Below are 25,027 nucleotides of genomic sequence, written 5' to 3' on the forward strand. Positions count from 1 at the left end.
GAACAGGAGCCGTCGGCCAGGCAAAGAAACGGCAAAAGCGCCCAAGGCATAGAGGGAGGGCGGCCAACGCTGACCGCCTGCGCGCGCATCAGCGCCGACTATCCACCAGCATCCTTACCGCCAGCCCGGCCAACACCGTTCCCATCAGCCAGCGCTGAACACGTTGCCACAACGGGCGCTCTGCCAGAAAGGCGGCGATGTACCCTGCCGCCATCACCAGCGACGCATTGACCGTCATGCTGATAGCGATTTGGGTGATGCCCAGCGTCAGCGACTGCGCCAGCACACTCCCCTGCTCCGGGCGAATAAATTGCGGCAGCAGAGAAAGGTAAAGTATCGCAGCTTTAGGATTCAGCAGGTTGGTGACAAGCCCCATGACAAACAGGCGGCGATTGCTGTCCGGTTTCAGTTCGCGCAGTTGGAAAGGCGATGCGCCACCGCGCACAGCCTGCCAGGCCAGCCACAGCAAATAACACGCGCCGGCGATTCGCAGCACGTCGTAGGCTAGCGGCACGGCCATCATGATGGCGGTAATACCGAGCGCTGCAGCGCTCATATAGAACAGGAACCCCAGCGCGACGCCGGATAACGACACCAGGCCGGCTCGCCGCCCCTGACAGACGGTACGCGAGAGCAGATAAATCATATTCGGACCGGGCGTCAACACCAGACCTAACGCAACTGCGGCAAACGGTAACAACTGGGATGAACTGACCATCATCAAACCTCGGCAAACAGCAGACAGCCCTCAGGTGTAACTGTTTTTGCAAACCGCCTCAATCTCATTTCGTACCTGCCGTCATCATGACATTGCGCCGCCGCCGATTACTCTTCCGGCGGGTAGCGGTAATCCCAGCGGAAAAAACCGTGATCCTGAAACGAGCCGGACAGCAACGACTGTTTGCGTGTTTTGACATAGTTCGGCGGCGGACAGGTGACGTTGCACATCCAATAACCGGGAAACCAGCCTCCCATGCCGGGCAGCCGCGCTATTTTCGCATCCAGCGGGTTAAGCTCCGGCAACGAGTAATAAACGAATTCACCGATAGAGTGCTCAATCCACTCTTCAGCGACCCCCAGATCCGATAACGGGTTGGGATGCAGCGGCGAACGCGCCAGATCGACAAACTCCTTCACATGGTTCATCGACCAGCCGCAAAACTCCAGCGAGCGCTGCCGCTCCGCCATTTCGTACAACCGATCTACCGAGATTGCCGGCAGCGGGTCAGGCTGTTCGGGAAAAAATTCATTGTGCTTTTGCAGGCACAACAACAGGTAAGATGCCACCAGCGCCCCTAACTGGTGGATAACCAGCGCAGGATGCTCGCCTGCGCCGCCACCAATAATCAGATTGTCCGGCGTACAGGAAAAATCATCCGCACCCCAGGGCGAATCCGTCACCTCTTCAAGCGGATGATAGATTGGCAATCCGTTAAGGAAACCAACCAGTTCGTGTTTGATGGTATCGATGTAGCTCATGGTTACCGGCTTTTAAACAGTCATCAAGACAGATATCGGCGGGGCATGGCCCGGATGGTGTTCTTCGCAGGGTACACTGTGTGCCGCGCCTTCTCCAGACCAATCTTTCCAGATCAACCGTTTCCGGAGCACGCTTTACAGTGCGAGACGGATCGTTCCCTAGCCTCAGGTTCACTACTCAGAATAAAGCAGCACAAAAACCAACAGTAAACAGTGGTAATAAACAGACTTATTTTCAAATAAAAAAAGTTAATCCATTAAAATGATAGTTCTCGATATTTACTATAAGTTTTCATTCCTGTTATCGCGCGCTAGCCTGCCTGCAGTGGCTATTCTTTCATTCACAACACAGGAAAAGACCATGAAACAGAAAGTCGCATTGGTCACTGGCGCAGGCCAGGGAATCGGCAAGGCCATCGCTCTTCGTCTGGCAAAAGACGGCTTTGCCGTGGCGGTCGTGGACTATAACAGCGATACCGCCGGCCAGGTGGCGCAGGAAATCAGACACCACGGCGGTAACGCCATCGCGCTTACCGCCGATGTCTCAAACCGCGATCAGGTGTTCGATGCGGTACGCACCGCGCACAAACAGCTGGGCGGTTTCCACGTTATCGTCAATAACGCCGGTATCGCGCCCACCACGCTGATTGAAGATATCACACCGGAAATCGTCGATAAGGTCTACAACATCAACGTAAAAGGCGTCATCTGGGGGATACAGGCGGCGGTGGAAGCCTTCAAGGCTCAGGGCCAGGGCGGTAAGATCATCAATGCCGCGTCTCAGGCCGGTCACGTCGGTAACCCGGAACTGGCGGTTTACAGCTCCAGCAAATTCGCCGTGCGTGGTCTAACCCAGACCGCCGCCCGCGATTTGGCGCCGCTGGGCATTACCGTCAACGCCTATTGCCCCGGCATCGTCAAAACCCCGATGTGGGCAGAGATTGACCGCCAGATTTCCGAAGCCGCCGGCAAACCGCTCGGCTACGGCACGGCGGAGTTCGCCAAACGCATCACGCTCGGCCGCCTGTCCGAACCGGAAGACGTCGCCGCCTGCGTTTCCTATCTCGCCGGTCCGGACTCCGACTACATGACCGGCCAGGCCCTGTTGATCGACGGCGGTATGGTCTTCAACTGATCTCCACAGTTGCTCTCTGCAATTGCGCGACCCGCGTCTATTGCCCGTCGCGCTATCTACATATTCGCATCCTCACCGCGTCTTACGGCGCGCTGAGGATTTTTCCTACCTGAATCCTGTTGCGATACACAGAAGAAAAATTAACCAGATTTGTGGTATGGTGGCAGCCCGGTTGGCAGGCTATGACCAGAGCGTCGCCTCATGCTGGCAGCGCCATGCGCGACGCCGCATGTACCTATGTCCCTGAATATCCAAATCACTCCGAATAAGAACGCATGGCATCGTGCGCACAGGGACATCGATGTTGGCTGGCGGTCGCCGTCATACAGTCTCCAGCATACAGCCGCCGTCATACAAAGGAGTCAGGATGATGCAAGACGATGAAATCAACACCGACGATTTGTGGGAACGCCCCGGTTTCCTGATTCGTCGCCTAAACCAGATTCACCATACGGTATTCTTTGAAGCGCTCAGGGGCGACATCACCCCGCTGCAATACGGTCTGCTGACGGTGGTCAACGCTCGCGGCGGCCTGGACCAGACCATGCTCGGCGCCGAGCTGGGCACCGACCGTACCACGCTGGCCGGCGCTATTGAACAACTGGAGCTCAAAGGCTATGTCCGGCGCGAAACCCACTATTCCGATCGCCGCCGCAAAACGGTGGAAATCACGCTTAGGGGCAAAAAGATCCTGAACAAAACCGCCGCCGACATGCATCAGGCGCAGATGAAATTACTGGCGCCGTTACCACCGGCGTCAAGAAAGGCCTTTATTCAGATGATGAAAACGCTGGTTGAAGGCAACAACCATCGTGGCAGCGTGCCGATCAAACGCTTCAGTTCGCAGACGGAATCGTTCGACTAAACCACCGTACCGGAAAGCCCGTTACCAGAAGCGCCGCGAGCTTTCCGGTATGACGCTTTACATGCGCCCTTCACGCCCACCCACGCGTTATTCCCTTTTCCGATTATTGTCCGTGGTTGCCTTCACCGTTTTCCTTATTCCCTATTCAGGGCATGCCTATTAATTCGATAGAAACAACTGCCATTATCCGTTGTGTCAAAAACGGTAAAGTACCTGCAGTTGCTGTGAGTCTTTGCGACTCGCCAGTAACACCGGTGGTAGCCACACCTCCGACCATAAGCGAAAAAACCGTTGCCCGTCATGACGACAGGTAAAACGTATTCACCAGTTGGGCAGCGTTGTTATCAGCTTTCCCTGATGGTGAATTTTCTCTGCTTATAGCTTCGAGCAGTGCAATGGACTCACAGCAATAACCAAACCCTATTGTTGATAATAATCATACGGAAGATGAGGAAAGTTATGAGCAATCACACCGCTACACATCGTGTCCCCGGCTGGCAAAAGCCGCTGGTGATCGTGTCTTCACTGTTGATGGCCTATCCGGCGATGGCCGATGTTCTGACTCGCGACAACGGCGCGCCGGTGGGCGACAACCAGAACTCGCAAACCGCCGGTCCCAACGGCCCGGTTCTGTTACAGGACGTTCAGTTGCTGCAAAAACTGCAACGTTTTGATCGTGAACGTATTCCGGAACGCGTGGTTCACGCCCGCGGCACCGGCGCACATGGGGAATTCACCGCCACCGAGGATATTTCGGACCTGACCATCGCCGAAGTGTTCAAAAAAGGCAGCGAAACACCGGTATTCGTGCGTTTCTCCAGCGTAGTACACGGTAATCATTCCCCGGAAACCCTGCGCGACCCGCGCGGCTTCGCCACCAAGTTCTATACTACCCAAGGCAACTGGGATCTGGTCGGCAACAACTTCCCCACCTTTTTCATCCGCGACGCCATCAAGTTCCCGGACATGGTGCACGCGTTCAAGCCCGACCCGCGCACCAATCAGGATAATGACGGACGCCGGTTCGATTTCTTCTCTCACGTACCAGAATCCATCCGTACCCTGACCCTGCTCTACTCCAACGAAGGCACGCCGGCCAGCTATCGCAACATGGACGGCAACGGCGTCCATGCCTACAAGCTGGTCAACGCCAAAGGCGAAGTGCATTACGTCAAATTCCATTGGAAAACCCTGCAGGGCGTGAAGAATCTCGACCCGAAACAGGTGGAGGAAGTTCAGGGCAAGGATTACAGCCACCTGACCAACGATCTGGTGGCAGCCATCAACCGCGGCGATTACCCGAAATGGGATCTCTACATTCAGGTGTTGACGCCGGACGATCTGGCTAAGTTCGATTTTAACCCGCTGGACGCCACCAAAATCTGGCCGGGTGTACCCGAGCGTAAAATCGGCCAGATGGTACTGAACAAGAACCCGGACAACTTCTTCCAGGAAACCGAGCAGGTCGCTATGGCGCCCGCGAATCTGGTGCCGGGGATCGAAGCGTCTGAAGACCGGCTGCTGCAAGGCCGTCTGTTCTCTTACGCCGATACCCAAATGTACCGGCTGGGCGCTAACGGCCTGAGTCTGCCGATCAATGCCCCGCTGAAACAAGCCAACAACATCAATCAGGATGGCAGCCTGAACAGCGGCCACACGCAAGACAAAGGGGTGAACTATCAGCCGAGCCGTCTGTATCCGCGTGAAGAGTTAACCTCCGCGCGCTACAGCCAGGCGCCGCTCAGCGGCACCACCCAGCAGCGCAAGATCCAGAAGGAGCAGAACTTCAGGCAGACTGGTGAACTGTATCGCTCCTACAGCAAAAAAGATCAGGACGACCTGGTGCAAAGCCTGGGCTCCGCGCTGGCGATGGCCGACACCGAAAGCAAGACCATCATGCTTTCTTATTTCTACAAGGCCGACGCGACCTACGGCACCCGTCTGACCGACGTCGCCAAAGGCGACCTGAGCAAAGTACAGTCGCTGGCCAGCAAACTGGCTGACTAACTGAACGTCGCCGCCCGGACATCTCATCCGGGCGGCGCCAACGACCAGGGAACCGTCATCATGAAACCATTTCGTCTCTTTCTCTGCCTGCTGGCGTTGACGCTGACAACCGCGCAGGCGCAGCAACCCACGGCGCCGGTCGCCCCACCGGCATCGGTCTCCAACGCCCCCGCCGCGCCAGCACTAAATGAACGCCAGGTTCAGAGCCAGCTCAATCAGTATTTGTGGGATGCCGCCCGCACCGGCAACGACGCCGTGATCCAGGAATTCATCAACGCCGGTTATAACCTCAATACGCGCGATGAAAAGGGCTACAGCGCGGTCATTCTGGCCGCTTACCACGGTCATTACGACACGGTTTCGCTGCTGCTCAACCACGGCGCAGACCCTTGCCAGCAGGATAATCGCGGCAACACCGCACTGATGGGCGCGGCGTTCAAAGGCGAGCTGAAAATTGCCCGCCTGCTGCTGGCGGCCAAATGCAATCCGGATACCCGCAACCACGCCGGGCAGACCGCCGCGATGTATGCATCATTATTTCAGCGTGCGGAAATTCTCAAGGCGTTACAGGAACAGGGCGCGGATATGAATGCCACCGACGCGATGGGCAACAGCGTGCAGGCGTTGGGAAAAGGGGAAGTAAAAGGGCAATAACCGAAGTGTGTCACCTAAAATAGCACGCCCCGCATGAATCAATAACTTTCAGGCGGGGCGTGTGGTATCAGGCTGGGTTAGCATGATTTAGTCATCCCATTTGGGGCTCAGAAAAGCGGCCAGAAATCCCGGAACAACGATAACGGCCAATATCGCTAAATAAACAGTGACCTGTTCGATCATAACAACCTCCTACATCTGCATGTAACACGACCTCATGGTTTAACGACGCTTTCGCTCACTACACGATGATTTTATCGGCCGAAAGTTAAGCAAACATTAATATCTCGTTTATTGGTAAAAAATCAGAGCAGGACGAAAAACCTCAAATGACAGATTCCCGTTCTCGTTTTCCAGCATCACGTTGGGTGCATCTACCGCCGATACATATAGTCACCCCCATCATAACCACTTGGTTAAAAAGCAGTTATTAGTAAACAACGGTGCATTGCTCACGGAGAAAATTATACGCATGAATATATATTTAATTGTATATGCAGATTATTGATAATAATAAAAACCTATATTTATTGTCAGCAACACAAGAAAACAAAGAAAAAATGTAATGCTTTTTGATCACGCCGACCGCCAGCCTGTCATTACAAAAAATCGTATAAAAATACCGACCTTAAAAAAGCAGTTATAAGCCAGGCTGACAGACGACTAATACCCGCCACATCAGTATTTGTCGCGATTTTCCACATCGAAAGATTCCAGCGTCAAAGACTGATTACCCTGCCCGGCCTCTTCTTTCAGGGCAAAGGCGTCGAAGCTGTAGTCCATGGGGAGATAACATCAACGGGCGACACTGACTTCCAGCGTCATACGAAACTGCTCGAACTCCACGTCAAAATCGTTATATTCAACCGTTTTATACGGTTTCAATACGGCCAGCGCCGTGCGTACCTGTTCACGCAAAGCGCGGGCCGCCGCCACGGTGTGGGCATAGCAATCAACGCTGACGGTAATGTACTGGTTCGCCAGTTGTTGTGTGCTGTTATAATTATTTTCCTGACTCAGAGAAAAAAGAATAAATGCGCATTGCTGATAAGACGAATGGTATAAACAACAAGGTACAGCATAGGAATAAACACGACCATCAGCCAGCTTACCCAGCAGCGGATAAATATCTTCTTCAGTCATTTCTGTCAGCCTTATTTTTAAAGTACGTATATCGCAAACCTGTTTTACCAGCGCAAAGCCGTTAAAATGGTAAATCCCGAGTAAAACGTTGCGTTGCTTCGGTGGTGATAATAAAGAGAAATCACCTGATGCGCGCATGGTTCATGTTGTGCCATAGGCCGGCAATAAGCCAAAAGGCAAAACGCCACAAATATCCATATGTCGCCCACGGACACGGTAAAAAAGTCAGGTCGACGGAAAATACGCGGCCTGACTACAGCACATCACCTTGTGTGATAAATACCGCAATTTAAAAAAACATGACGCCGCTTGCAGAATACGGCACGCATCCGCCCAATACCGAAAAATCACCTATACCCTAAATAATTCGAGTTTCAGGACAAAACGTGTTGCGTTTTGAACAACGCAACGCGTTGGCCCTTCAGGGCAAGGCTCATTGAGCCTTGTAACGCGGCAAGGGAGGGAATCCCGATGAGCTTACTCAGGTAAGTGATTCGGGTTACTGAGTGCAGCCAACGCACCTGCAACTTGAAGTATGACGGGTATAAAACAATATTTGCGTGGAGTCACAGATTCCCCGCTGACGGCCATTTTATCCATAAGATCAGCGAATACGCCCTGACCCTCTCCCCGTGGCAAAAACTACTGTTTTGTCATGACGGTTTGACGGAGGAAAAATAACGCCGCCTGACACATTCCAAATACGGGCGACAATTCTGAATACCGAATAATACCGCTATCCCCAAGAACGAAAACCGATAGCCAATGATTACCAGAGAGGACACTTTTATGTGGAAACGCGTCATTTTAGCTTCAGCTGTGTGTGCGTCCCTGTCATCCGTCGCGCTGGCAGCGCCATTAACGGTGGGGTTTTCTCAAGTCGGTTCGGAATCAGGCTGGCGCGCGGCTGAAACCACCGTTGCGAAAGAACAGGCGAAAGCGCACGGCATTAACCTGAAAATTGCCGATGCCCAGCAAAAACAGGAAAACCAGATCAAGGCGGTGCGCTCCTTCATCGCGCAAGGGGTGGACGCCATTTTCATTGCGCCGGTGGTGGCGACCGGCTGGGAACCGGTGCTGAAAGAAGCCAAAGAAGCCAAGATTCCGGTGATCCTGCTGGACCGCGGCATTGACGTCAAAGACGACTCGCTCTATCTCACCACCGTGCGCGCCGACAATATCAAAGAAGGGGCATTGATTGGCGACTGGCTGATTAAAAACGAAAACGGCAAAGCCTGTAATGTGGTGCAACTGGAAGGCACCGTCGGCGCCAGCGTCGCCATTGACCGTAAAAAAGGGTTTGAAGAGGCCATCGCCAAAACGCCGAATATTAAAATCATCCGTTCCCAGTCCGGTGATTTCACCCGTAGCGGCGGCAAGCAGGTAATGGAAAGTTTTATCAAGTCGGAAAACAACGGCAAAAATATCTGCATGGTCTTCGCCCATAACGACGATATGGTGATTGGCGCCATTCAGGCTATTAAGGAAGCCGGCTTGAAACCGGGCAAAGATATTCTGACCGGCTCGATTGACGGCGTACCGGATATTTTCCGCGCCATGCTGGCGGGTGAAGCCAATGTCTCGGTCGAGCTGACGCCGAATATGGCCGGGCCGGCGTTTGATGCACTGGAGAAATATAAAAAGGATGGCACGCTGCCGCCCAAATTGATTCTGACGCCGTCCACGCTGTTCAAACCCGACAGCGCGCAGGCCGAGCTCGATAAGAAAAAGAACATGGGATATTGATCGTTTATCGTCATCTCCGTCCTGCCACTGCCGTGGCAGGACATCGCCGGTTTTGTGAGGGAGAATCGCATGAACGGTTTCGACAACCAGGACATCCTGCGTACGGAAGGGCTGAGTAAACACTTTCCCGGGGTAAAAGCGCTGGATAAGGTGGACTTCAGCCTGCGGCGCGGGGAAATCATGGCGTTGCTGGGGGAAAACGGCGCGGGGAAATCCACGCTGATTAAAACCCTCACCGGGGTGTATCAGCGCGATGCGGGCGCTATCTACCTCGAAGGCCGGTCCATTTCGCCGAAAAACACCGCTCACGCCCAGCAATTGGGGATCGGCACGGTATATCAGGAGGTGAACCTGCTGCCCAACCTGTCGGTGGCGGATAACCTGTTCATCGGCCGCGAACCCAGGCGCTTCGGATTGCTGCAACGCAAAGAGATGGAAAAACGCGCCGCCGCGCTGATGTCCTCCTACGGTTTCGAACTGGATGTCCGCGAACCGCTGAACCGCTTTTCGGTGGCGATGCAGCAAATCGTCGCCATCTGCCGCGCGATCGACCTCTCCGCCAAGGTCTTGATCCTCGACGAACCCACCGCCAGCCTAGACACCCAGGAAGTGGAAATGCTGTTCACCCTGATGCGTCAGCTGCGCGATCAGGGCGTCAGCCTGATCTTCGTCACGCATTTTCTCGACCAGGTTTATCAGGTGACCGACCGCATCACGGTGCTGCGCAACGGCGCGTTCGTCGGCACCCGCGACACCGCCTCGCTGCCGCAGATCGAGCTGGTAAAAATGATGCTGGGGCGCGAACTGGAGCAGAACGCGCTGCAACGCGCCGGCCGCACGCTGCTGAGCGACAAACCGGTGGTGGAATTCAAAGGCTACGGCAAAAAAGGCGTGATTGCGCCGTTCGAACTGGCGGTGCGGCCCGGCGAAATCGTCGGTCTTGCCGGGCTGCTAGGCTCCGGACGCACGGAAACCGCCGAAGTGATCTTTGGCATCAAACCAGCCGATTGCGGCGAAGCGGTGATCAAAGGCAAACCGCAGACGCTGCGCTCGCCGCATCAGGCTTCCTGCCTTGGCATCGGCTTTTGTCCGGAAGATCGCAAAACCGACGGCATCATCGCCGCCGCCTCGGTGCAGGAAAATATTATTCTGGCGCTGCAAGCCCAGCGTGGCTGGCTACGCCCGATCCCTCGCAAGGAACAGCAGGCCATCGCCGAACGGTTCATCCGCCAGCTTGGCATTCGCACGCCGAGCGCCGAACAGCCCATCGAATTGTTGTCCGGCGGTAATCAGCAGAAAGTGTTGCTGTCGCGCTGGCTGCTGACCAAGCCGCAATTCCTGATCCTCGATGAACCGACGCGCGGCATCGACGTCGGCGCGCATGCCGAGATCATCCGGCTGATCGAAAGCCTGTGCGCCAACGGGCTGGCGCTGCTGGTGATCTCTTCCGAACTGGAGGAGTTGGTGGGGTACGCCGACCGGGTACTGATTATGCGCGACCGGCAGCAGGTGGCGGAAATCCCGCTCGACCAACTGTCCGTTTCCGCCATCATGAATGCCATCGCGGCATAAGGAGGACAGGGTGATGCTTCGCTCACAGCTCAAACCGGGCTCCGACAAACGTCCGTTTCGCTGGCCGTCGTTACGGTTGCCGCAGGGGATGCCGCAGATCGTCGCGCTGGCGCTGGTACTGCTGGTGGACAGCCTGGTCGCCAGCCACTTTTTCCAGATCGTAGTGCAGGATGGTCGCCTGTTCGGCAGCCCTATCGATATCCTCAACCGGGCGGCGCCGGTGGCGCTGCTGGCTATCGGCATGACGCTGGTGATCGCCACCGGCGGCATCGACCTGTCGGTCGGCGCCATCATGGCGATCGCCGGCGCGGTGGCGGCATCGCTCACCGTGCAGGGCTACAGCCTGCCGGTGGTGTTGCTGGCGTCGCTCGGCGTCGGCATGCTGGCCGGGCTGTGGAACGGCATTCTGGTCGCGGTTCTGAAGATCCAGCCGTTCGTCGCCACCCTGATTCTAATGGTGGCCGGGCGCGGCATCGCCCAGTTGATCACCGCCGGGCAGATCGTCACCTTCAACTCGCCGCCGCTGGCGTGGCTCGGCAGCGGCGCGCTGTTGTGGTTCCCGACGCCGGTGATCATCGCGTTGGTCACCTTGCTTCTGTTCTGGCTGCTGGTGCGCCGAACCGCGCTGGGGCTGTTCATCGAATCGGTGGGGATCAACATCCGGGCGGCGAAAAACGCCGGGGTCAGCACCCGCGCCATGGTCACGATGACCTATATGCTGAGCGGGCTGTGCGCCGCCATCGCCGGGGTGATCGTCACCGCCGACATCCGCGGCGCCGACGCCAACAACGCCGGCCTGTGGCTGGAGCTGGACGCCATCCTCGCGGTGGTGATCGGCGGCGGCTCGCTGATGGGCGGGCGCTTCAATCTGGCGCTCTCGGTGGTGGGCGCGCTGATCATTCAGGGCATGAACACCGGTATTCTGCTGTCCGGCTTTCCGCCGGAACTCAATCAGGTGGTGAAAGCCATCGTGGTGTTGTGCGTGTTGATCGTTCAGTCACCGCGCTTTATGACCTTGCTACGAGGAGCTGGCCATCATGATAAAGCGTAATCTGCCGCTGATGATTACCCTGGCGGTGTTCGTGCTGGGTTATCTGTACTGCCTGACGCAGTTTCCCGGCTTCGCCTCCACCCGGGTGATCTGCAACATTCTTACCGACAACGCCTTTCTTGGCATCATCGCCGTCGGCATGACCTTTGTGATTCTCTCCGGCGGTATCGACTTGTCCGTCGGGTCGGTGATCGCTTTTACCGGCGTGTTTCTCGCCAAAGCCATCGGCGTCTGGGGGCTGTCGCCGCTGGCGGCATTCCCGCTGATTCTACTGATGGGCTGCGCCTTCGGCGCGTTCATGGGCTGGCTTATCGACGCGCTGAAGATCCCGGCGTTCATTATCACCCTCGCCGGGATGTTCTTTCTGCGCGGCGCCAGCTATCTGGTGTCGAAAGAATCCCTGCCGATCAACCATCCGATCTACGAGACGCTCTCCAGTCTGGCGTGGGTCATTCCCGGCGGCGGACGACTCAGCGCGATGGGGTTGTTGATGCTGATGGTCGTCGCCGTCGGCATCGTGCTGGCCCGCCATACTCGCTTTGGTAACGAGGTCTACGCTATCGGCGGCAACAGCACCTCCGCTAACCTGATGGGCATCTCCACCCGCAGCACCACCATCCGCATTTACATGCTGTCCACTGGGCTGGCGACCCTCGCCGGCATCGTATTCTCCATTTACACCTCGGCAGGCTATGCGCTGGCCGGGGTCGGGGTCGAACTGGACGCCATCGCGTCGGTGGTGATCGGCGGCACGCTGCTGAGCGGCGGCGTCGGCACCGTGCTCGGTACGTTATTCGGCGTGGCGATTCAGGGGCTGATTCAAACCTACATCAATTTCGACGGCACCCTAAGCTCCTGGTGGACCAAGATTGCCATCGGCGTACTGCTGTTTGTGTTCATCGCCCTGCAACGCGGGCTGACCGCGCTGTGGGAAAACCGCCAGAATGCGCCGGTGCGCCGTATCGCCCCGCACGGATAACGGCAGAACCGGTAACCCGCCCCAAACGTAGGTGTGAGACGCGCCCCCAAGGCCTCACCCTACGTTTGTACTCGCCTAACACTCCCTATCATGCCATTGAGTCAACTATCACCCGTCGGCGGCAAACTTGCCATCGGCCGGAATACGCCTATGTTTGATACAGGGACAGCGCATGTTGTCACCGGGCAACGACCCGGCATCATACCCGTCATACGTCAAGTTGCAGAAGCGTTGGCTTTATTACTCGGCCCATCCTTGGGATTCGCTCTGTTGCCGCGTGACAAGGCTCTAATGAGCCTTGCCATAAAGGGCCAACGCGTTGCGTTGTTCAACACGCAAGCCGGTTGTCCTGCTACTTGAATTATTTAAGGTATATACCCATAGCGCTTTCATCCTTGCCGCCCTTCGCTTTCCTTTCATCACACCACCAGGTCGTACGTTGTTCAAACATAACGATATGAAGCTACCGTCAGCCCGGCAATTGCCCTGTGCAACGGTTTTTTCGGGTGGCTGCACGTTCATTTTTCAACGCACATTTATTTTTCGACCACGTCATTTTTCGACCACATTCATTTTTCGACATTGACATGTTCTATCGAGAGGAAATGCCATGACTCGCTCCAAAAACCACACCGCAAGCACACCGGAAGTAGATTACGAAAGCAGCGGGCACAGCCTGCTGACCCTGGATAACGCCGGGCCGATCCAGATGGGGTTTTGGGTGCCCAACCGGGTATGGGCTACCGCCAAATTTCTGATGCCGCTGCGCGAACATATCGCCAACAGAAAACAGACCAATACCCTGACGCCGATGCAGCCCGTGCTCCAGAACTTTAAAAACTGGGTGACCAACCACAGCGTCTACCGCATGTGGCTCAATAGCATGATCGAACAATCCAACGCCTATGTTGCTTCTCTGCCCGAATCCACCCGTAAGGAGATCAGCGACGATGGCGACGCCACCTGGATAGACAGCTACGACAGCTTCTTCGAGATCCTCAACGAAATCATCACTACCTCGCCGTCGTTCAACACCACCGCACAAGTCGGGACACCGATGAATGCGTTTCTGGCGGTGGCGATGGGGACAGAAGCAGGCGTGGCGCTGTTCCACGACGCGACGTTCAACCAGCAGTTTCGCCAGGTGCTGGACGCCTGGAACTGCTTCCTGAAAAGCAGCGCCTCACTCGACAAGCTCGATATCGCACAGCCGGAAAAAGCCGGTTCCTGGATCTCCAAAGCCGCGCATCAGGCCGGCGTCTGGCACCAGATGCAGCACGATCCCAACCTGCCGGGCTACGGTTTCGCCAGCTGGAACGATTTCTTTATCCGTCAGTTCGTCCCCGGCGCGCGCCCATTCCAGGGTGATCCGAACACCCAGGTCGACATCGGCTGTGAAACCACGCCGTGGCGCTACGCCGACCAGTTGCAGCTGGAGAGCCGATTCTGGGTCAAAGACATACCTTATTCGCTGCTCGATCTGTTCGGCGGGCAGCGGCAATGGGCCAAACTGTTCGAGGGAGGGCAGCTCTATCAAGGGTTCCTCTCCGCCACCCACTATCATCGCTGGAACGCGCCGTTGGACGGTTTTCTGGTGCGTTCCTGGGTAGAGCCGGGCACTTACTTCGCTCAGCGTCCCGGACAGGGTGAAGATCAGGGCACCTGGGAAGGCACCGAGTCGCAACCTTACCTCGGTCACGTGGCCGCGCGCGCGGTGTTTATTTTCCGGCACAAGACCTGCGGCTATGTGGCGCTAATCTGCATCGGCATGGTGGAAGTCTCCAGCTGCGTGATCGAACCCAGCACCTTTATCGTTGAAGAGAGCGCCGAGCCGGTCGGCATCACCCGCGGCGTCGAAATCGGTCACTTCGAATTCGGCGGATCGACCCACATGATGATCTTCCAGAAAGATCGGGTGGCGTTGGAAAAATGGGCCATCGACGCCGCCCGTCACCGTAACGATAAAAATCCCACCCCGCTGGGCAGCGTGATCGCCACCGCGCTTCACAAAAGCCAATAAGCGCCCGCCCCGGGTTCCGGCTGTGGCCGGGGCCCGTTTATCAACCCGGGCCGGAGCCCGCTCTCGCGCACCCCGGCTTCATCAAGGTCAGGTAAACCATGTGTACCACAATGATTATCACCCGCGGCGCCACCGCCGACGGTTCCACGATGGTGACCCATTCGGACGATGACGAATTGTCGGATCAGCGTTTTATCCATGTACCGGCACAGCATCATGCGCCGGGCAGCCTGCGCGGGGTCATCGACGGCACCAACGTCAGCTATCCGCGCATCGTCAGCCAGGACCGGGGTGCCGGCTACCAGACGCCCGGCTGGCCGGAAACGCCGTTGATCGGCGCCATTCCCCAGGTTGAGCACACCTACGCCTACTTCGACGGCAACTACGGCATCATGAATGAACACCATCTGATGTTCGGCGAATGCACCAACGGAGCCAGGTACGAGCCGACGCACGTCACCGTGGAACAAGCGGCCGAAAACGACACCCATTGCCGCCTGTTCTACAGCGCCGAGCTGTCGCGCATTGCGCTGGAACGCTGCAAAACCGCCCGGGAGGCGGTGGACCTGATGGGATCGCTGATTGACACCTACGGTTATTTCTCTACCGGCGAAACCCTGCTGGTCGCGGATGAAAACGAAGGCTGGGTGTTTGAAATGTGCGCGCTGCCGGATGAAGTCTACCACTCGGCCTGGGTGGCCCAGCGTGTCCCGGACGGCACCGTCTTCGTGGCGGCGAACGAATTCCGTATCCGGGAAATCCGGGAGAACGACCCAGCGCAGCGGTTTTCCCGCCACCTGCTGCCTGGGCTGAAAAAAGTCGGCTGGGCGACGCCGGAACAAGGCCCGGTCGACTGGCTGAAATCGGTCAGTTGGGGGGAATACAACCACCCCTACTATTCGCTGCGCCGCGTCTGGCGCATCTTCGATCGCATCAACCCGGATCTCGGCCTTAGCCCGTGGGTGAACGGCGGCAGCTACACTACCGACTACCCTTTCTCGGTCACGCCCAAAACTCCGCTCGTCGCTCGCGACCTGTTCGCGCTGTACCGCGACCACTACGAAGGCACCCCGTTCGACCTGACCAAAGGCGTCGCGGCCGGCCCCTATGGCGATCCCAACCGCTACGTCGGCCCCTACGACGGCAACCAGAACAATGTCTCCGCCGACCACACGCTGCTCGGTGCCTGGGAACGCGCCATCTCGGTGTTCTACCAGGGCTATACCTACGTGGCGCAAACCCGTCCCGCCGCGCCGGAGCTGACTCGCGGCATCGTCTGGTTTGGCCCGGACGTGGCTTACACTACCTGTTTTGCCCCCTTCCCGGCCAAACTCCCCGACCTGCCCGCCGCCTACCAGAGCGGCGATCCCCAGCAGTTTGATCGCCGGGCGGCATGGTGGGCGTTCGATTTCGTTGCCAACTGGGCACGACTCAATTATCAGCGGATGTACCACGTGGATATCCGGCCGTTGCAGCAAATTCTGGAAGCACAACAGGACGCGCGCGTGGCGGAGTGGGACAACGCCATGGCGCAGCAGCCGGATCCGGCGCAACTGGCCCGGCTGTGCGAGCACAACGCCGACGAGGTGCTCGCCCGTTGGTGGGGGCTGGCGGATATGCTGATCGCCAAATACTCCGACGGCTACATCAATCCGCCGCCGCTCCGCCCGCAGAACCTACCCGCCATTCCCATCGGTTACCCGGCCGACTGGTTGAGCATCACCAATTATCGCGACGGGCCGATAAGCTACGACATGCCGGTCGCCCCGGCGGCAACCCGCCGATGACGGCGCTACGGGGGTGCCGCGCCGCCCCCGCCTCATCGCCCGGCGATTTCTTTTCTGTTCATCAGGCGGTTCTTTTTTCGTGATCCCTTTCAACCTTTACGCCGACTTGCCGAATTTTGTTATTCGCTTTGGCGCGCCGTTGCCACAATAACCACAAGTCAACACAGGAGACATCAGACCGGGTCCGTCAGGCGGCGAGGTCTGAATAATGGAAGGGTTCTCTCAGGGATGAGATTCCCCCGTTGCGGCACAGTCATCCCATCTTCTAGCCATGCGGGAATGACAACCTCCGCACATGCCGAGCCACACTCGGCCCGACCTGCATAAGACACCGAATTCGCATCCGTACTTTTGACCACTGCACGTTTGATCAACCTGCTCCAGGCCGATGATCAACGACGCGTAAACAGGTGACATAACAAGAGGATAAGCCCTATGGAACACCCCGTGATCGAACCGACAGTACCGATGCCCGCCCCGGTGATGTTTGATGCGCCGAGCGGTATTTTCGACTCGCTTGACGATGCGGTTCAGGCCGCGGCGCAGGCTCAGCAGCAGTTGACCAGCGTTGAACTGCGCCAGCAGGTGATTAAAGCCATTCGCGTGGCCGGCGAACGCTACGCGCAGGTGCTGGCGGAAATGGCGGTGGCCGAAACCGGTATGGGCCGCGTAGTCGATAAATACGTCAAAAACGTGTCTCAGGCGCGCCATACACCAGGAATCGAATGCCTGTCGGCGGAAGTGCTGACCGGCGATAACGGCCTGACGCTGATCGAAAACGCGCCCTGGGGCGTCGTCGCCTCGGTCACGCCGTCCACCAACCCGGCGGCCACGGTGATCAACAACGCCATCAGCATGATCGCGGCGGGCAACAGCGTGGTGTTCGCGCCCCATCCGTCGGCGAAAAAGGTGTCGTTGCGCACCATCAGCCTGCTCAACAAAGCGATTGTCGCGACAGGCGGCCCGGAGAACCTGCTGGTCAGCGTCGCCGACCCGAATATCGAAACCGCGCAGCGTCTGTTCCGCTACCCCGGCATCGGCCTGCTGGTGGTCACCGGCGGCGAAGCGGTGGTGGAAGCGGCGCGCAAGCATACCGACAAACGGTTGATCGCCGCCGGAGCGGGCAACCCGCCGGTGGTGGTGGATGAAACCGCCGACCTTCCGAAAGCCGCCCGCGCCATCGTCAAAGGCGCCTCGTTCGACAACAACATCATCTGCGCCGACGAGAAGGTGCTGATCGTGGTGGACAGCGTGGCCGACGCGCTGCTGGCGGAGATGCAGCGCAACCATGCGGTGCTGCTCACGCCGGAACAGACCGAGCGGTTGCTGCCCGCGCTGCTGAGCGATATCGACGCGCAGGGTAAAGGCCGCGTCAACCGTGACTATGTCGGCCGCGACGCCGCCAAACTCGCCGCCGCCATCGGGCTGGAGGTCAACGAGCACACTCGCTTGCTGTTGGCGGAAACCGATGCCGGCCACCCGTTCGCCGTCACCGAACTGATGATGCCGGTGCTGCCGGTGGTACGGGTGAAAAATGTGGATGACGCCATCGCACTGGCGGTCAAACTGGAAAACGGCTGTCGCCACACCGCGGCGATGCACTCCACCAACATCCGCAACCTGAACCGGATGGCCAACGCCATCAACACCAGTATTTTCGTGAAAAACGGCCCCTGTATCGCCGGGCTGGGGCTGGGCGGCGAAGGCTGGACCTCGATGACTATCTCGACCCCGACCGGCGAAGGCGTCACCTCGGCCCGCACCTTCGTCCGTCTGCGCCGCTGCGTACTGGTGGACATGTTCCGTATCGCCTGATCGCACGTTCGCCACGGTGTCGCCGCCGACAACAACCGGCGGCGACACGGCAACGCCACAGGGAGCAGGGAGAAATCAGGGGCTGGAATAATCAGGGGGCTGGAATAATCGGGGAATGGAACAAAGTGTGCCGCAGCGCCTGTTCCTCCCCAACCGAATGCCGTATAACGGGTCATGCGCAGGTCTGCATCAGCCCTGTCGCCGGCAACGACCGGCCACCATGCCTTGCGGACCTCGCCCGCTATTGTCACGGAGGGGAGCTGACGATGAAACATAACCCGGTCAACCTGCATCATCTGGATGCGGTGCGCCGTCTTTCGGCAACAACAGCAATGTCGCCGGGCGATAACGTGCATCAGCGCCAGACTCAGGACGTCTACGCCCAGTCCCGCACCATTACCGCCTGGCAGCAAATTTACGATCAGGTTTCGCCGGGGCATTTCAACGGCGAGCTACAGGAAATCCTGCTCGACGGCATCCAGCTTTGTCACGAATACACCAGTCTGGCGCTACGCCAGTCTTGCATGGTATGGCCGGACTCCTTCTGGTTCGGCATCCCGGCCCGTCATGTCGGGACCGGCTTCATCGGCTCCCACCCCATCAGCGACAGCGCGATTGCCGTCAGCCCCGGCGGTAAAGAGTTCGAACTGAACACGCCGGACGACTACGCCATTCTGGGGGTGGTGGTTTCCCACGACGAACTGCTGCAATACACCGACGCACTGGAAGAACCGGAACAGCTGACCCGTCTGCTGGCGCAAAGCGCCACGCTGCTGGTGGAGCCGCGCAGGCGTGAAATCTTCTGGTCGTTTCTGCGTGAAGCGCTGTGGTATGGCGGCCATGAACCGCAACGCCTGCGGCATAGCAATGCGGTCAAGGTATTGAAACACAACCTGCTGACCACGGTGATCTCGTTTCTGGAAAGCGCCCAGCCGGCCGTCGCCGGCACCGCGCACACCGACAAACGCATCGGCTACCGCAGCCTGATCGGCCGCGCCAGAGAATATGTACTCAGCCAGCAGTCGGAACCGGTCACCGTGCTCGACCTGTGCCGCCGCCTGCACGTCAGCCGCCGCACGTTGCAAAACGCGTTCTGCGATGTGCTGGGGTGCGGCCCCAACGCCTGGCTGAAGATGATCCGCCTCAACGCGGTACGCCGCGAACTGATCAGTCCTTATTCCTGCCACCGTACCGTGCAGGATGCCGCCATGCAGTGGGGGTTCTGGCACCTGAGCCAGTTCGCCTGCGACTACCAGCGGCTGTTTGATGAAAAACCATCGGTAACGCTCAAAGCGCGATTAGCTGGATGAAAGGGGGAAAATCGGGCACGCGGAGGTCATGGATATCAGGCGGTATATGACGAGCCGACGGGCATCGGCTCGTCGCTTCAGGCGATCAATCCTGCCATTTTTCAATAATGACTTTCACCGTGCCAGAATTGTCCACACGCTGCCAGTCCTGGAGGTACAAGTCGAAGCCCCCGGTTTGCGGGAACGCATGAATGATGGCGGCGGCATGCATCCCATCGTCATTCAGGCCGTAATAGCTGACGGCAGCGGTCTTATCCGAGGTGCTGGTGCGGTCATACACCATCAACGCCGCCGATTTTGAACGCGTATTACCGGCCTGCCCTGTTGCATAGTCAACCCCCGCCGAAGTCGGATCGATGCGAAAACGATAAACCCCCGACGCGATCGTGGTTTCATTGTAAGCGCTTCCGCCAGGGACAGTATTGTTATATCCATCCAGCGTCACGGTTTTATACGGCTGCCAGCCGGCCATCGCCGAGTAAGACGCCAATAACGACGCCGTAGCCACTAAAATTTTGGTAACGTTTTTCATGATTCAATATCCTTCTGAATAAAGTAAAGAGCCGTAATATAGTTATCTATAAATTGTTTCCACCAAAGGTAATAAATATAACACTAATTTTCAAAATAGATTAATAGCGTAATAAAAATCACCTGTCATATCTCGGTAAAAGACAAAATAAGATTCTTGTTGATGACACATGTTGATTGTTGATGCTCTGCGTCACATGGCGACCGACGAATAAACAGAGAAAAGCGATGCTGTAATATATTCAACAACGTTTCTTTTTTCCGGCTCCGCCGGTGTATTTATCCCATGAAGACGGTGTTTTTATCGCACATGCTTTTCCACACGGTGATGATGTCTCATCATCTTTCCACCACGTCGGCCAGCTGTGCCTTCCCGGCGAGTAATGGTGTCGGATATAGTCGATAAATTTGACAACCTGCTCGTCTGTCGTCAGCCGACCATGCGCCGACTGACCTCTGGGAATAGCAGGGCGCAGTTCTGCAGGAATCACCAACGCGTTTTTACCGAAGTAATAAAACTCATCGGCAATTAAAACATACCTTCCTGATATATCGATCTTTTTATCACTTTCATCGTGGTGAGGATTGGCTATCAGCTCAAAATGCTCATCATCGGTAGCCGTTGGTATCACCGGGCAATAAATATTGTCTCCGCATCGCCCTTCTGTTGTTTCACCAGGGCGTTTGTTTAAAAAGCGTGGATCGTAATAGTAATCACGAATAGTTATTTTTTCGCCAATCCGCATCAGATAAACCAGACGCTCTTCGCCCACAGGCTCCCCAGTCAAGGCAGCGGATGTAAACCCCGCAATCCACTGCCCCACCCGCTTTCTCAACCGAAAATGAGGCTTACAGGTTGCCAGTGTTAACGTCTCGCCAAATGGATTTGGCGCGAATCCAGTATCGTGGGTCATTTTATAACTGAATAGCTGCATAAAACCTCCTATCGGATAAACGACAACCACGCCATGCGCGATAATAAAAACAACGACAAAAACACTGAACGTTATTCATGGTCAGTTATTCTGACGAAGACCAATCAGAGGATATGAATAAAAAGGTCAACTATTCGGACCGACCAACGAAGTCCGTTGGACTTTTATTCCACACCGGAAATCAACACCAAAATAGAATATCCAGCAACTTCCTAAACGGAAAATGGATCATTGCCAGATGAAGTATTCCCACGTTTCATCCGGCAAGCGTGGTCACGCACTCAGCGCATCAAACGCGCGGCGTATGTCGTCTTCCGGCAACCGGATGCCGATAAACACCATCACGCTTTCGCGCGGTTCATCGGCGTGCCATTCCCGGTCCCAGTCGGCGCTGTAGAGCCGCTGCACCCCCTGAAACAGCAGGCGACGGTCATCACCGTCGATCGCCAGCACGCCTTTATAACGCAGCAGGTTGTCGGCGCAGTTGACCAACAATTGCTCCATCACCGCCGATACCGCCGCCATGTCCACTGGGCGCGTCAGCCGCACCACCAGCGAAGTGATGGCGTTATCCTGTTCGATCAACGGCCGAAAACGCGGCAGAGAAACCGACAGGCGATCGTTGAGCATGAAACCGTCGACACCGAAGATCTGGCGATGGTCGATCTGGCCGTTAATCACCCGATGCAGACTGGCGCGCGCGTTGATCCGTGCCAGCCTTGACTCCAGCGCCGAGGTATCGCCCGCCAGGTCGGTCTTGGTCAGCAATAAACGGTCGGCGTAGCCCACCTGCGCCTGCGCTACGGTATGCCGGTTCAACTGGTCATCGGCGTGCACCGCATCCACCAACGCAATCACGCCGTCCAGCAGAAAACGCTGGCTCAGGCGCTCGTCGGAAAAAAAGGTCTGAATCACCGGCCCCGGATCGGCCATACCGGTGCATTCGATCACCAGTCGGTCGAAGACCAGTTCGCCGCGATCAATCCCGTCCAGCAGGTCATGCAGCGCGTCGGACAGCTCGTTGGCGCTGCTACAGCAGATGCAGCCGTTGCTCAGTGTGGTAATGCGGGTCGCCCGGTCGCCCAGCAAGGCGTCATCAATCGCCACCGCGCCGAATTCATTTTCAATCACCGCGATCTTTTCACCGTGATCGGCGTACAACAGGTGCCGGAGCAGCGTGGTTTTACCGGCGCCGAGAAAGCCGGTGAGAATGGTCGCGGGTAATACGTCTGCGGGTACTGAATGGGTCATAATCGAAAAAAACTCCTTGTCGCGTTCTGACGTTCAACAGCACCGAAAACCGCCTTTGCCGCTGCCGCCGTAGCGTGCCTGCTGGCGCTCGCGGAAAAACTCCTCGTAGCTCATGACGTCCTGGTCCGGGTGGTTGGTCTGCATGTGCTGCACATAATTATCGTAATCCGGGATGCCCACCAGCATTCTGGCGGCCTGTCCCAGGTATTTTCCCGCTTTCCCAAGGTTTCCGAACATATCGCCCTCTCTTTGTCTCCGCTGGTCTGCGCGCCGACAGGACATGAACGCCGGCAGGCCCGTACAGGCGCCCGCCGGCGGTATCCTCCTCGCCCTCGGTTAGTGGTGGGAGGAGATCTTCACGCCGCCTTCCGGCACCGGCACATACGGCGTCTCCCGGTCGGAACGTTCCGACGAGTTTCGCTCACTCATCGCGGTGCGGATACCATAGAAAATTATGCTATACACCACCACCAGGAACAAAATACTCAGCCCGGCATTAGTATAGTTGTTGACGACAATGTGATGCATGTTGCTGATCTGCTGCGCGCTCAGGTCGGTGCCTTCGGCAATGCGCTGTTTGTAAACGCGCGCCAGATACAGAAAACCTTCCATCTGCGGATTATTGCTAAACAGCTTCAGCCCCAGCGCCCAGGTGGTGCAGATCAGCAGCCAGACCGCCGGCAGCATTGTCACCCAAATATAGCGGGTACGTTTCATCTTGATCAGCACCACGGTGCCCAGCACCAGCGCCACCGCGGCCAACATCTGGTTAGAGATGCCGAACAGCGGCCACAGGCTCTTGACGCCGCCCAGCGGATCCACCACGCCCTGATACAGCAGGTAGCCCCACAGTCCGACGCAACCGGCGGTGCCGACGATACCCGCGACCAGTGAATCGGTCTTTTTCAGGAACGGGACGAAGTTGCCCAGCAGGTCCTGCAGCATAAAGCGGCCGGAACGGGTGCCCGCATCCAGCGCGGTCAGAATAAACAGCGCTTCGAACAGAATACCGAAGTGATACCAGAAGCCCATGTTGGCACTGGGGATGATCTGATGGAACACATAAGCGATCCCTACCGCCAGCGTCGGCGCGCCGCCGGCGCGGTTGAGCACGGACGGCTCGCCGATGTCCTTCGCGGTTTGCAGGATCTGCTCCGGCGAAATCACAAAGCCCCAGGAACTGACGGTGGCCGCCGCCTGCACGGTGACGTCGTGCAGTTGCGCCATGATCGCCGGCGCATTGGCGCCGCCCAGCTCGTGCAGGTTAGGCATGGTGATGCCCAGCCCCACCGGCGGGGTGTTCATGGCGAAGTACAGGCCCGGCTCGATGATCGACGCGGCGACCAGCGCCATGATGGCGACAAAGGACTCCATCAGCATCGCGCCGTAACCGATGAAGCGAGCATCGGTTTCGTTGGCCAGCAGCTTCGGCGTGGTGCCGGATGCGATCAACGCATGGAACCCCGATACCGCGCCGCAGGCGATGGTAATAAACAGGAACGGGAACAGAGCGCCCTTCCACACCGGACCGGTGCCGTCGATAAACTGGGTCATGGACGGCATTTTCAGTTCGGGGTTGATGATCACAATACCGATCGCCAGACCGACGATTACCCCGATTTTCAGGAAGGTCGCCAGGTAGTCACGCGGCGCCAGGATCAACCACACCGGCAGCAGCGCGGAGATAAAGGCATAGCCGATCAGCGCGAAGGTGATGGTGGTGTCCTTGAAGGTCAGCGCCGGGCCCCAGTACGGGTCGTGGGCGATGACGCCGCCGAACCAGATCGCCAGCAGCAGCAGTACGATGCCGATCACCGACACTTCCCCCACCCGACCGGGGCGCAGGAAGCGCATATAAATGCCCATAAACAGCGCGATAGGCACGGTGGAGCAGACGGTGAACACGCCCCACGGGCTTTCCGCCAGCGCTTTCACCACGATCAACGCCAGTACCGCCAGGATGATGATCATTATCAGGAAGCAGCCGAACAGCGCGATGGTGCCGGGCACCGGCCCCATTTCCTCTTTGATCATTTCCCCCAGCGAGACGCCATTGCGGCGGGTCGACATGAACAGCACCATGAAGTCCTGCACCGCGCCCGCCAGCACCACCCCGGCCAGCAGCCACAGCGTGCCTGGCAGGTAGCCCATCTGGGCCGCCAACACCGGGCCTACCAGCGGACCGGCGCCGGCGATGGCCGCGAAGTGGTGGCCGAACAACACATTGCGGTTGGTCGGCACATAGTTAAGCCCGTCGTTGTTGACCACCGCGGGCGTGGCGCGGTTGGCGTCGAGCTGCATCACCTTGCGGGCGATGTACAGACTGTAGTAACGGTAGGCCACCAGGTAGACCGCTACCGAAGCCACCACAATCCACATGGCGCTGACGTGTTCGCCGCGACGCAGCGCGACCACGCCGAGACAGCTGGCCCCGATGAACCCCAGTAACGCCCAGGGAAGATGCCTGAGAAGTTTATCTTTCATAGCGTTTACTCTTCTTATTGATGTAATTACTTATGATGTAGTCACCTGTCGTGACTGTAATCGGGCCACAAGTCGGGCAATAGCTGAATTTGCGTCAGCGGTCGGATAAGCCGATGACCGGTCGCATACCGGGATAAGCGGTGACGGATTTTTACCTGGATTGACGAAAGTTCACCCTTCGGCGGGCAACAGAAAAGCAGCACAAGATGCGATGCCGACACGGGTCAACGCACCGGCGACGAAGACAACCACAGGAAAAAGAA

Annotated in this window: 21 protein-coding genes; 12 read left to right on the forward strand and 9 right to left on the reverse strand. The window is 57.4% G+C overall.

What is annotated here, in order from left to right; genetic code table 11:
• Nucleotides 1-88: 88 nt before the first annotated feature.
• Together DDA898_RS16420 and DDA898_RS16425 are read right to left on the reverse strand one after the other, a co-directional pair.
• A complete protein-coding gene (locus tag DDA898_RS16420; protein WP_038912619.1) occupies nt 89-718 on the reverse strand; it encodes a LysE family translocator in 630 nt (209 codons plus the stop codon).
• A 107-nt stretch (nt 719-825) separates the two neighbouring features.
• Entirely contained in the window at nt 826-1,479 is a 654-nt protein-coding gene (locus tag DDA898_RS16425; RefSeq protein WP_013319105.1) for a hypothetical protein, read from the reverse strand.
• A gap of 361 nt (nt 1,480-1,840) precedes the next feature.
• Here DDA898_RS16425 and DDA898_RS16430 point away from each other — a divergent pair, with 361 nt between their 5' ends.
• The 4 genes from DDA898_RS16430 (at nt 1,841) to DDA898_RS16445 (ending at nt 6,140) form a co-directional block, all read left to right on the forward strand.
• Nucleotides 1,841-2,614, forward strand: coding sequence for a (S)-acetoin forming diacetyl reductase (locus DDA898_RS16430; protein ID WP_013319106.1), 774 nt, complete (start codon nt 1,841-1,843; stop codon nt 2,612-2,614).
• 367 nt (nt 2,615-2,981) lie between these two features.
• Complete coding sequence (locus tag DDA898_RS16435) at nt 2,982-3,479, forward strand: MarR family winged helix-turn-helix transcriptional regulator (RefSeq protein ID WP_201765866.1); 498 nt, start codon at nt 2,982-2,984, stop codon at nt 3,477-3,479.
• 531 nt (nt 3,480-4,010) lie between these two features.
• Nucleotides 4,011-5,486: a catalase KatB gene (gene katB / locus DDA898_RS16440; RefSeq protein ID WP_171850668.1), complete on the forward strand. Its 1,476-nt coding sequence runs from the start codon at nt 4,011-4,013 to the stop codon at nt 5,484-5,486.
• Nucleotides 5,487-5,546: 60 nt separating this feature from the next.
• Nucleotides 5,547-6,140 (forward strand): ankyrin repeat domain-containing protein, encoded by a 594-nt coding sequence (locus DDA898_RS16445; RefSeq protein WP_038911752.1) that lies wholly within the window; start codon nt 5,547-5,549, stop codon nt 6,138-6,140.
• Between the two features lie 87 nt (nt 6,141-6,227).
• Here DDA898_RS16445 and mgtS read toward each other — a convergent pair whose 3' ends face one another.
• Both mgtS and DDA898_RS16450 read right to left on the reverse strand, forming a co-directional pair.
• On the reverse strand, nt 6,228-6,323 hold the full coding sequence (mgtS, locus tag DDA898_RS23260) for a protein MgtS (protein WP_022634566.1): 96 nt from the start codon (nt 6,321-6,323) through the stop codon (nt 6,228-6,230).
• 612 nt (nt 6,324-6,935) lie between these two features.
• Complete coding sequence (locus tag DDA898_RS16450) at nt 6,936-7,421, reverse strand: hypothetical protein (RefSeq protein WP_224062110.1); 486 nt, start codon at nt 7,419-7,421, stop codon at nt 6,936-6,938.
• Between the two features lie 651 nt (nt 7,422-8,072).
• On the opposite strand from DDA898_RS16450, the gene ytfQ reads away from it, so the two are divergent.
• The 8 genes from ytfQ (at nt 8,073) to eutR (ending at nt 19,563) form a co-directional block, all read left to right on the forward strand.
• Nucleotides 8,073-9,029: a galactofuranose ABC transporter, galactofuranose-binding protein YtfQ gene (ytfQ, locus tag DDA898_RS16455; protein WP_013319111.1), complete on the forward strand. Its 957-nt coding sequence runs from the start codon at nt 8,073-8,075 to the stop codon at nt 9,027-9,029.
• Nucleotides 9,030-9,098: 69 nt separating this feature from the next.
• Nucleotides 9,099-10,601 (forward strand): galactofuranose ABC transporter, ATP-binding protein YtfR, encoded by a 1,503-nt coding sequence (gene ytfR, locus DDA898_RS16460; protein ID WP_038901864.1) that lies wholly within the window; start codon nt 9,099-9,101, stop codon nt 10,599-10,601.
• Nucleotides 10,602-10,614: 13 nt separating this feature from the next.
• Entirely contained in the window at nt 10,615-11,652 is a 1,038-nt protein-coding gene (gene ytfT / locus DDA898_RS16465; protein ID WP_139348398.1) for a galactofuranose ABC transporter, ATP-binding protein YtfT, read from the forward strand.
• Nucleotides 11,639-12,631, forward strand: coding sequence for a galactofuranose ABC transporter, permease protein YjfF (gene yjfF / locus DDA898_RS16470; protein ID WP_038901866.1), 993 nt, complete (start codon nt 11,639-11,641; stop codon nt 12,629-12,631). The genes ytfT and yjfF overlap by 14 nt, the downstream gene beginning before the upstream one ends.
• Nucleotides 12,632-13,241: 610 nt before the next feature.
• Complete coding sequence (locus DDA898_RS16480) at nt 13,242-14,651, forward strand: phosphatidylserine decarboxylase family protein (protein WP_038911754.1); 1,410 nt, start codon at nt 13,242-13,244, stop codon at nt 14,649-14,651.
• A 98-nt stretch (nt 14,652-14,749) separates the two neighbouring features.
• Nucleotides 14,750-16,438, forward strand: coding sequence for a dipeptidase (locus tag DDA898_RS16485; RefSeq protein WP_038911756.1), 1,689 nt, complete (start codon nt 14,750-14,752; stop codon nt 16,436-16,438).
• A gap of 468 nt (nt 16,439-16,906) precedes the next feature.
• Nucleotides 16,907-18,253, forward strand: coding sequence for an aldehyde dehydrogenase family protein (locus DDA898_RS16490; RefSeq protein ID WP_050570344.1), 1,347 nt, complete (start codon nt 16,907-16,909; stop codon nt 18,251-18,253).
• Between the two features lie 266 nt (nt 18,254-18,519).
• On the forward strand, nt 18,520-19,563 hold the full coding sequence (eutR, locus tag DDA898_RS16495; RefSeq protein WP_038911758.1) for an HTH-type transcriptional regulator EutR: 1,044 nt from the start codon (nt 18,520-18,522) through the stop codon (nt 19,561-19,563).
• An 85-nt stretch (nt 19,564-19,648) separates the two neighbouring features.
• Here the strand turns inward: eutR and DDA898_RS16500 are convergent, their stop codons facing one another.
• From DDA898_RS16500 to DDA898_RS16520, 5 genes are all read right to left on the reverse strand, one after another.
• A complete protein-coding gene (locus tag DDA898_RS16500; RefSeq protein WP_013319120.1) occupies nt 19,649-20,095 on the reverse strand; it encodes a hypothetical protein in 447 nt (148 codons plus the stop codon).
• A gap of 241 nt (nt 20,096-20,336) precedes the next feature.
• A complete protein-coding gene (locus DDA898_RS16505; RefSeq protein ID WP_038911759.1) occupies nt 20,337-21,029 on the reverse strand; it encodes an Nmad2 family putative nucleotide modification protein in 693 nt (230 codons plus the stop codon).
• Between the two features lie 273 nt (nt 21,030-21,302).
• Entirely contained in the window at nt 21,303-22,280 is a 978-nt protein-coding gene (yjiA, locus tag DDA898_RS16510; protein WP_038911761.1) for a GTPase, read from the reverse strand.
• A gap of 33 nt (nt 22,281-22,313) precedes the next feature.
• Nucleotides 22,314-22,517 (reverse strand): YbdD/YjiX family protein, encoded by a 204-nt coding sequence (locus DDA898_RS16515; protein ID WP_012768713.1) that lies wholly within the window; start codon nt 22,515-22,517, stop codon nt 22,314-22,316.
• Nucleotides 22,518-22,616: 99 nt separating this feature from the next.
• Nucleotides 22,617-24,764, reverse strand: a complete 2,148-nt coding sequence (locus DDA898_RS16520; protein WP_038911762.1) for a carbon starvation CstA family protein — start codon at nt 24,762-24,764, stop codon at nt 22,617-22,619.
• Nucleotides 24,765-25,027 lie beyond the last annotated feature (263 nt).

Origin of the sequence: Dickeya dadantii NCPPB 898 (genome assembly GCF_000406145.1) — a bacterium.
In the GTDB taxonomy this organism is placed as follows: Bacteria; Pseudomonadota; Gammaproteobacteria; order Enterobacterales; family Enterobacteriaceae; genus Dickeya; species Dickeya dadantii.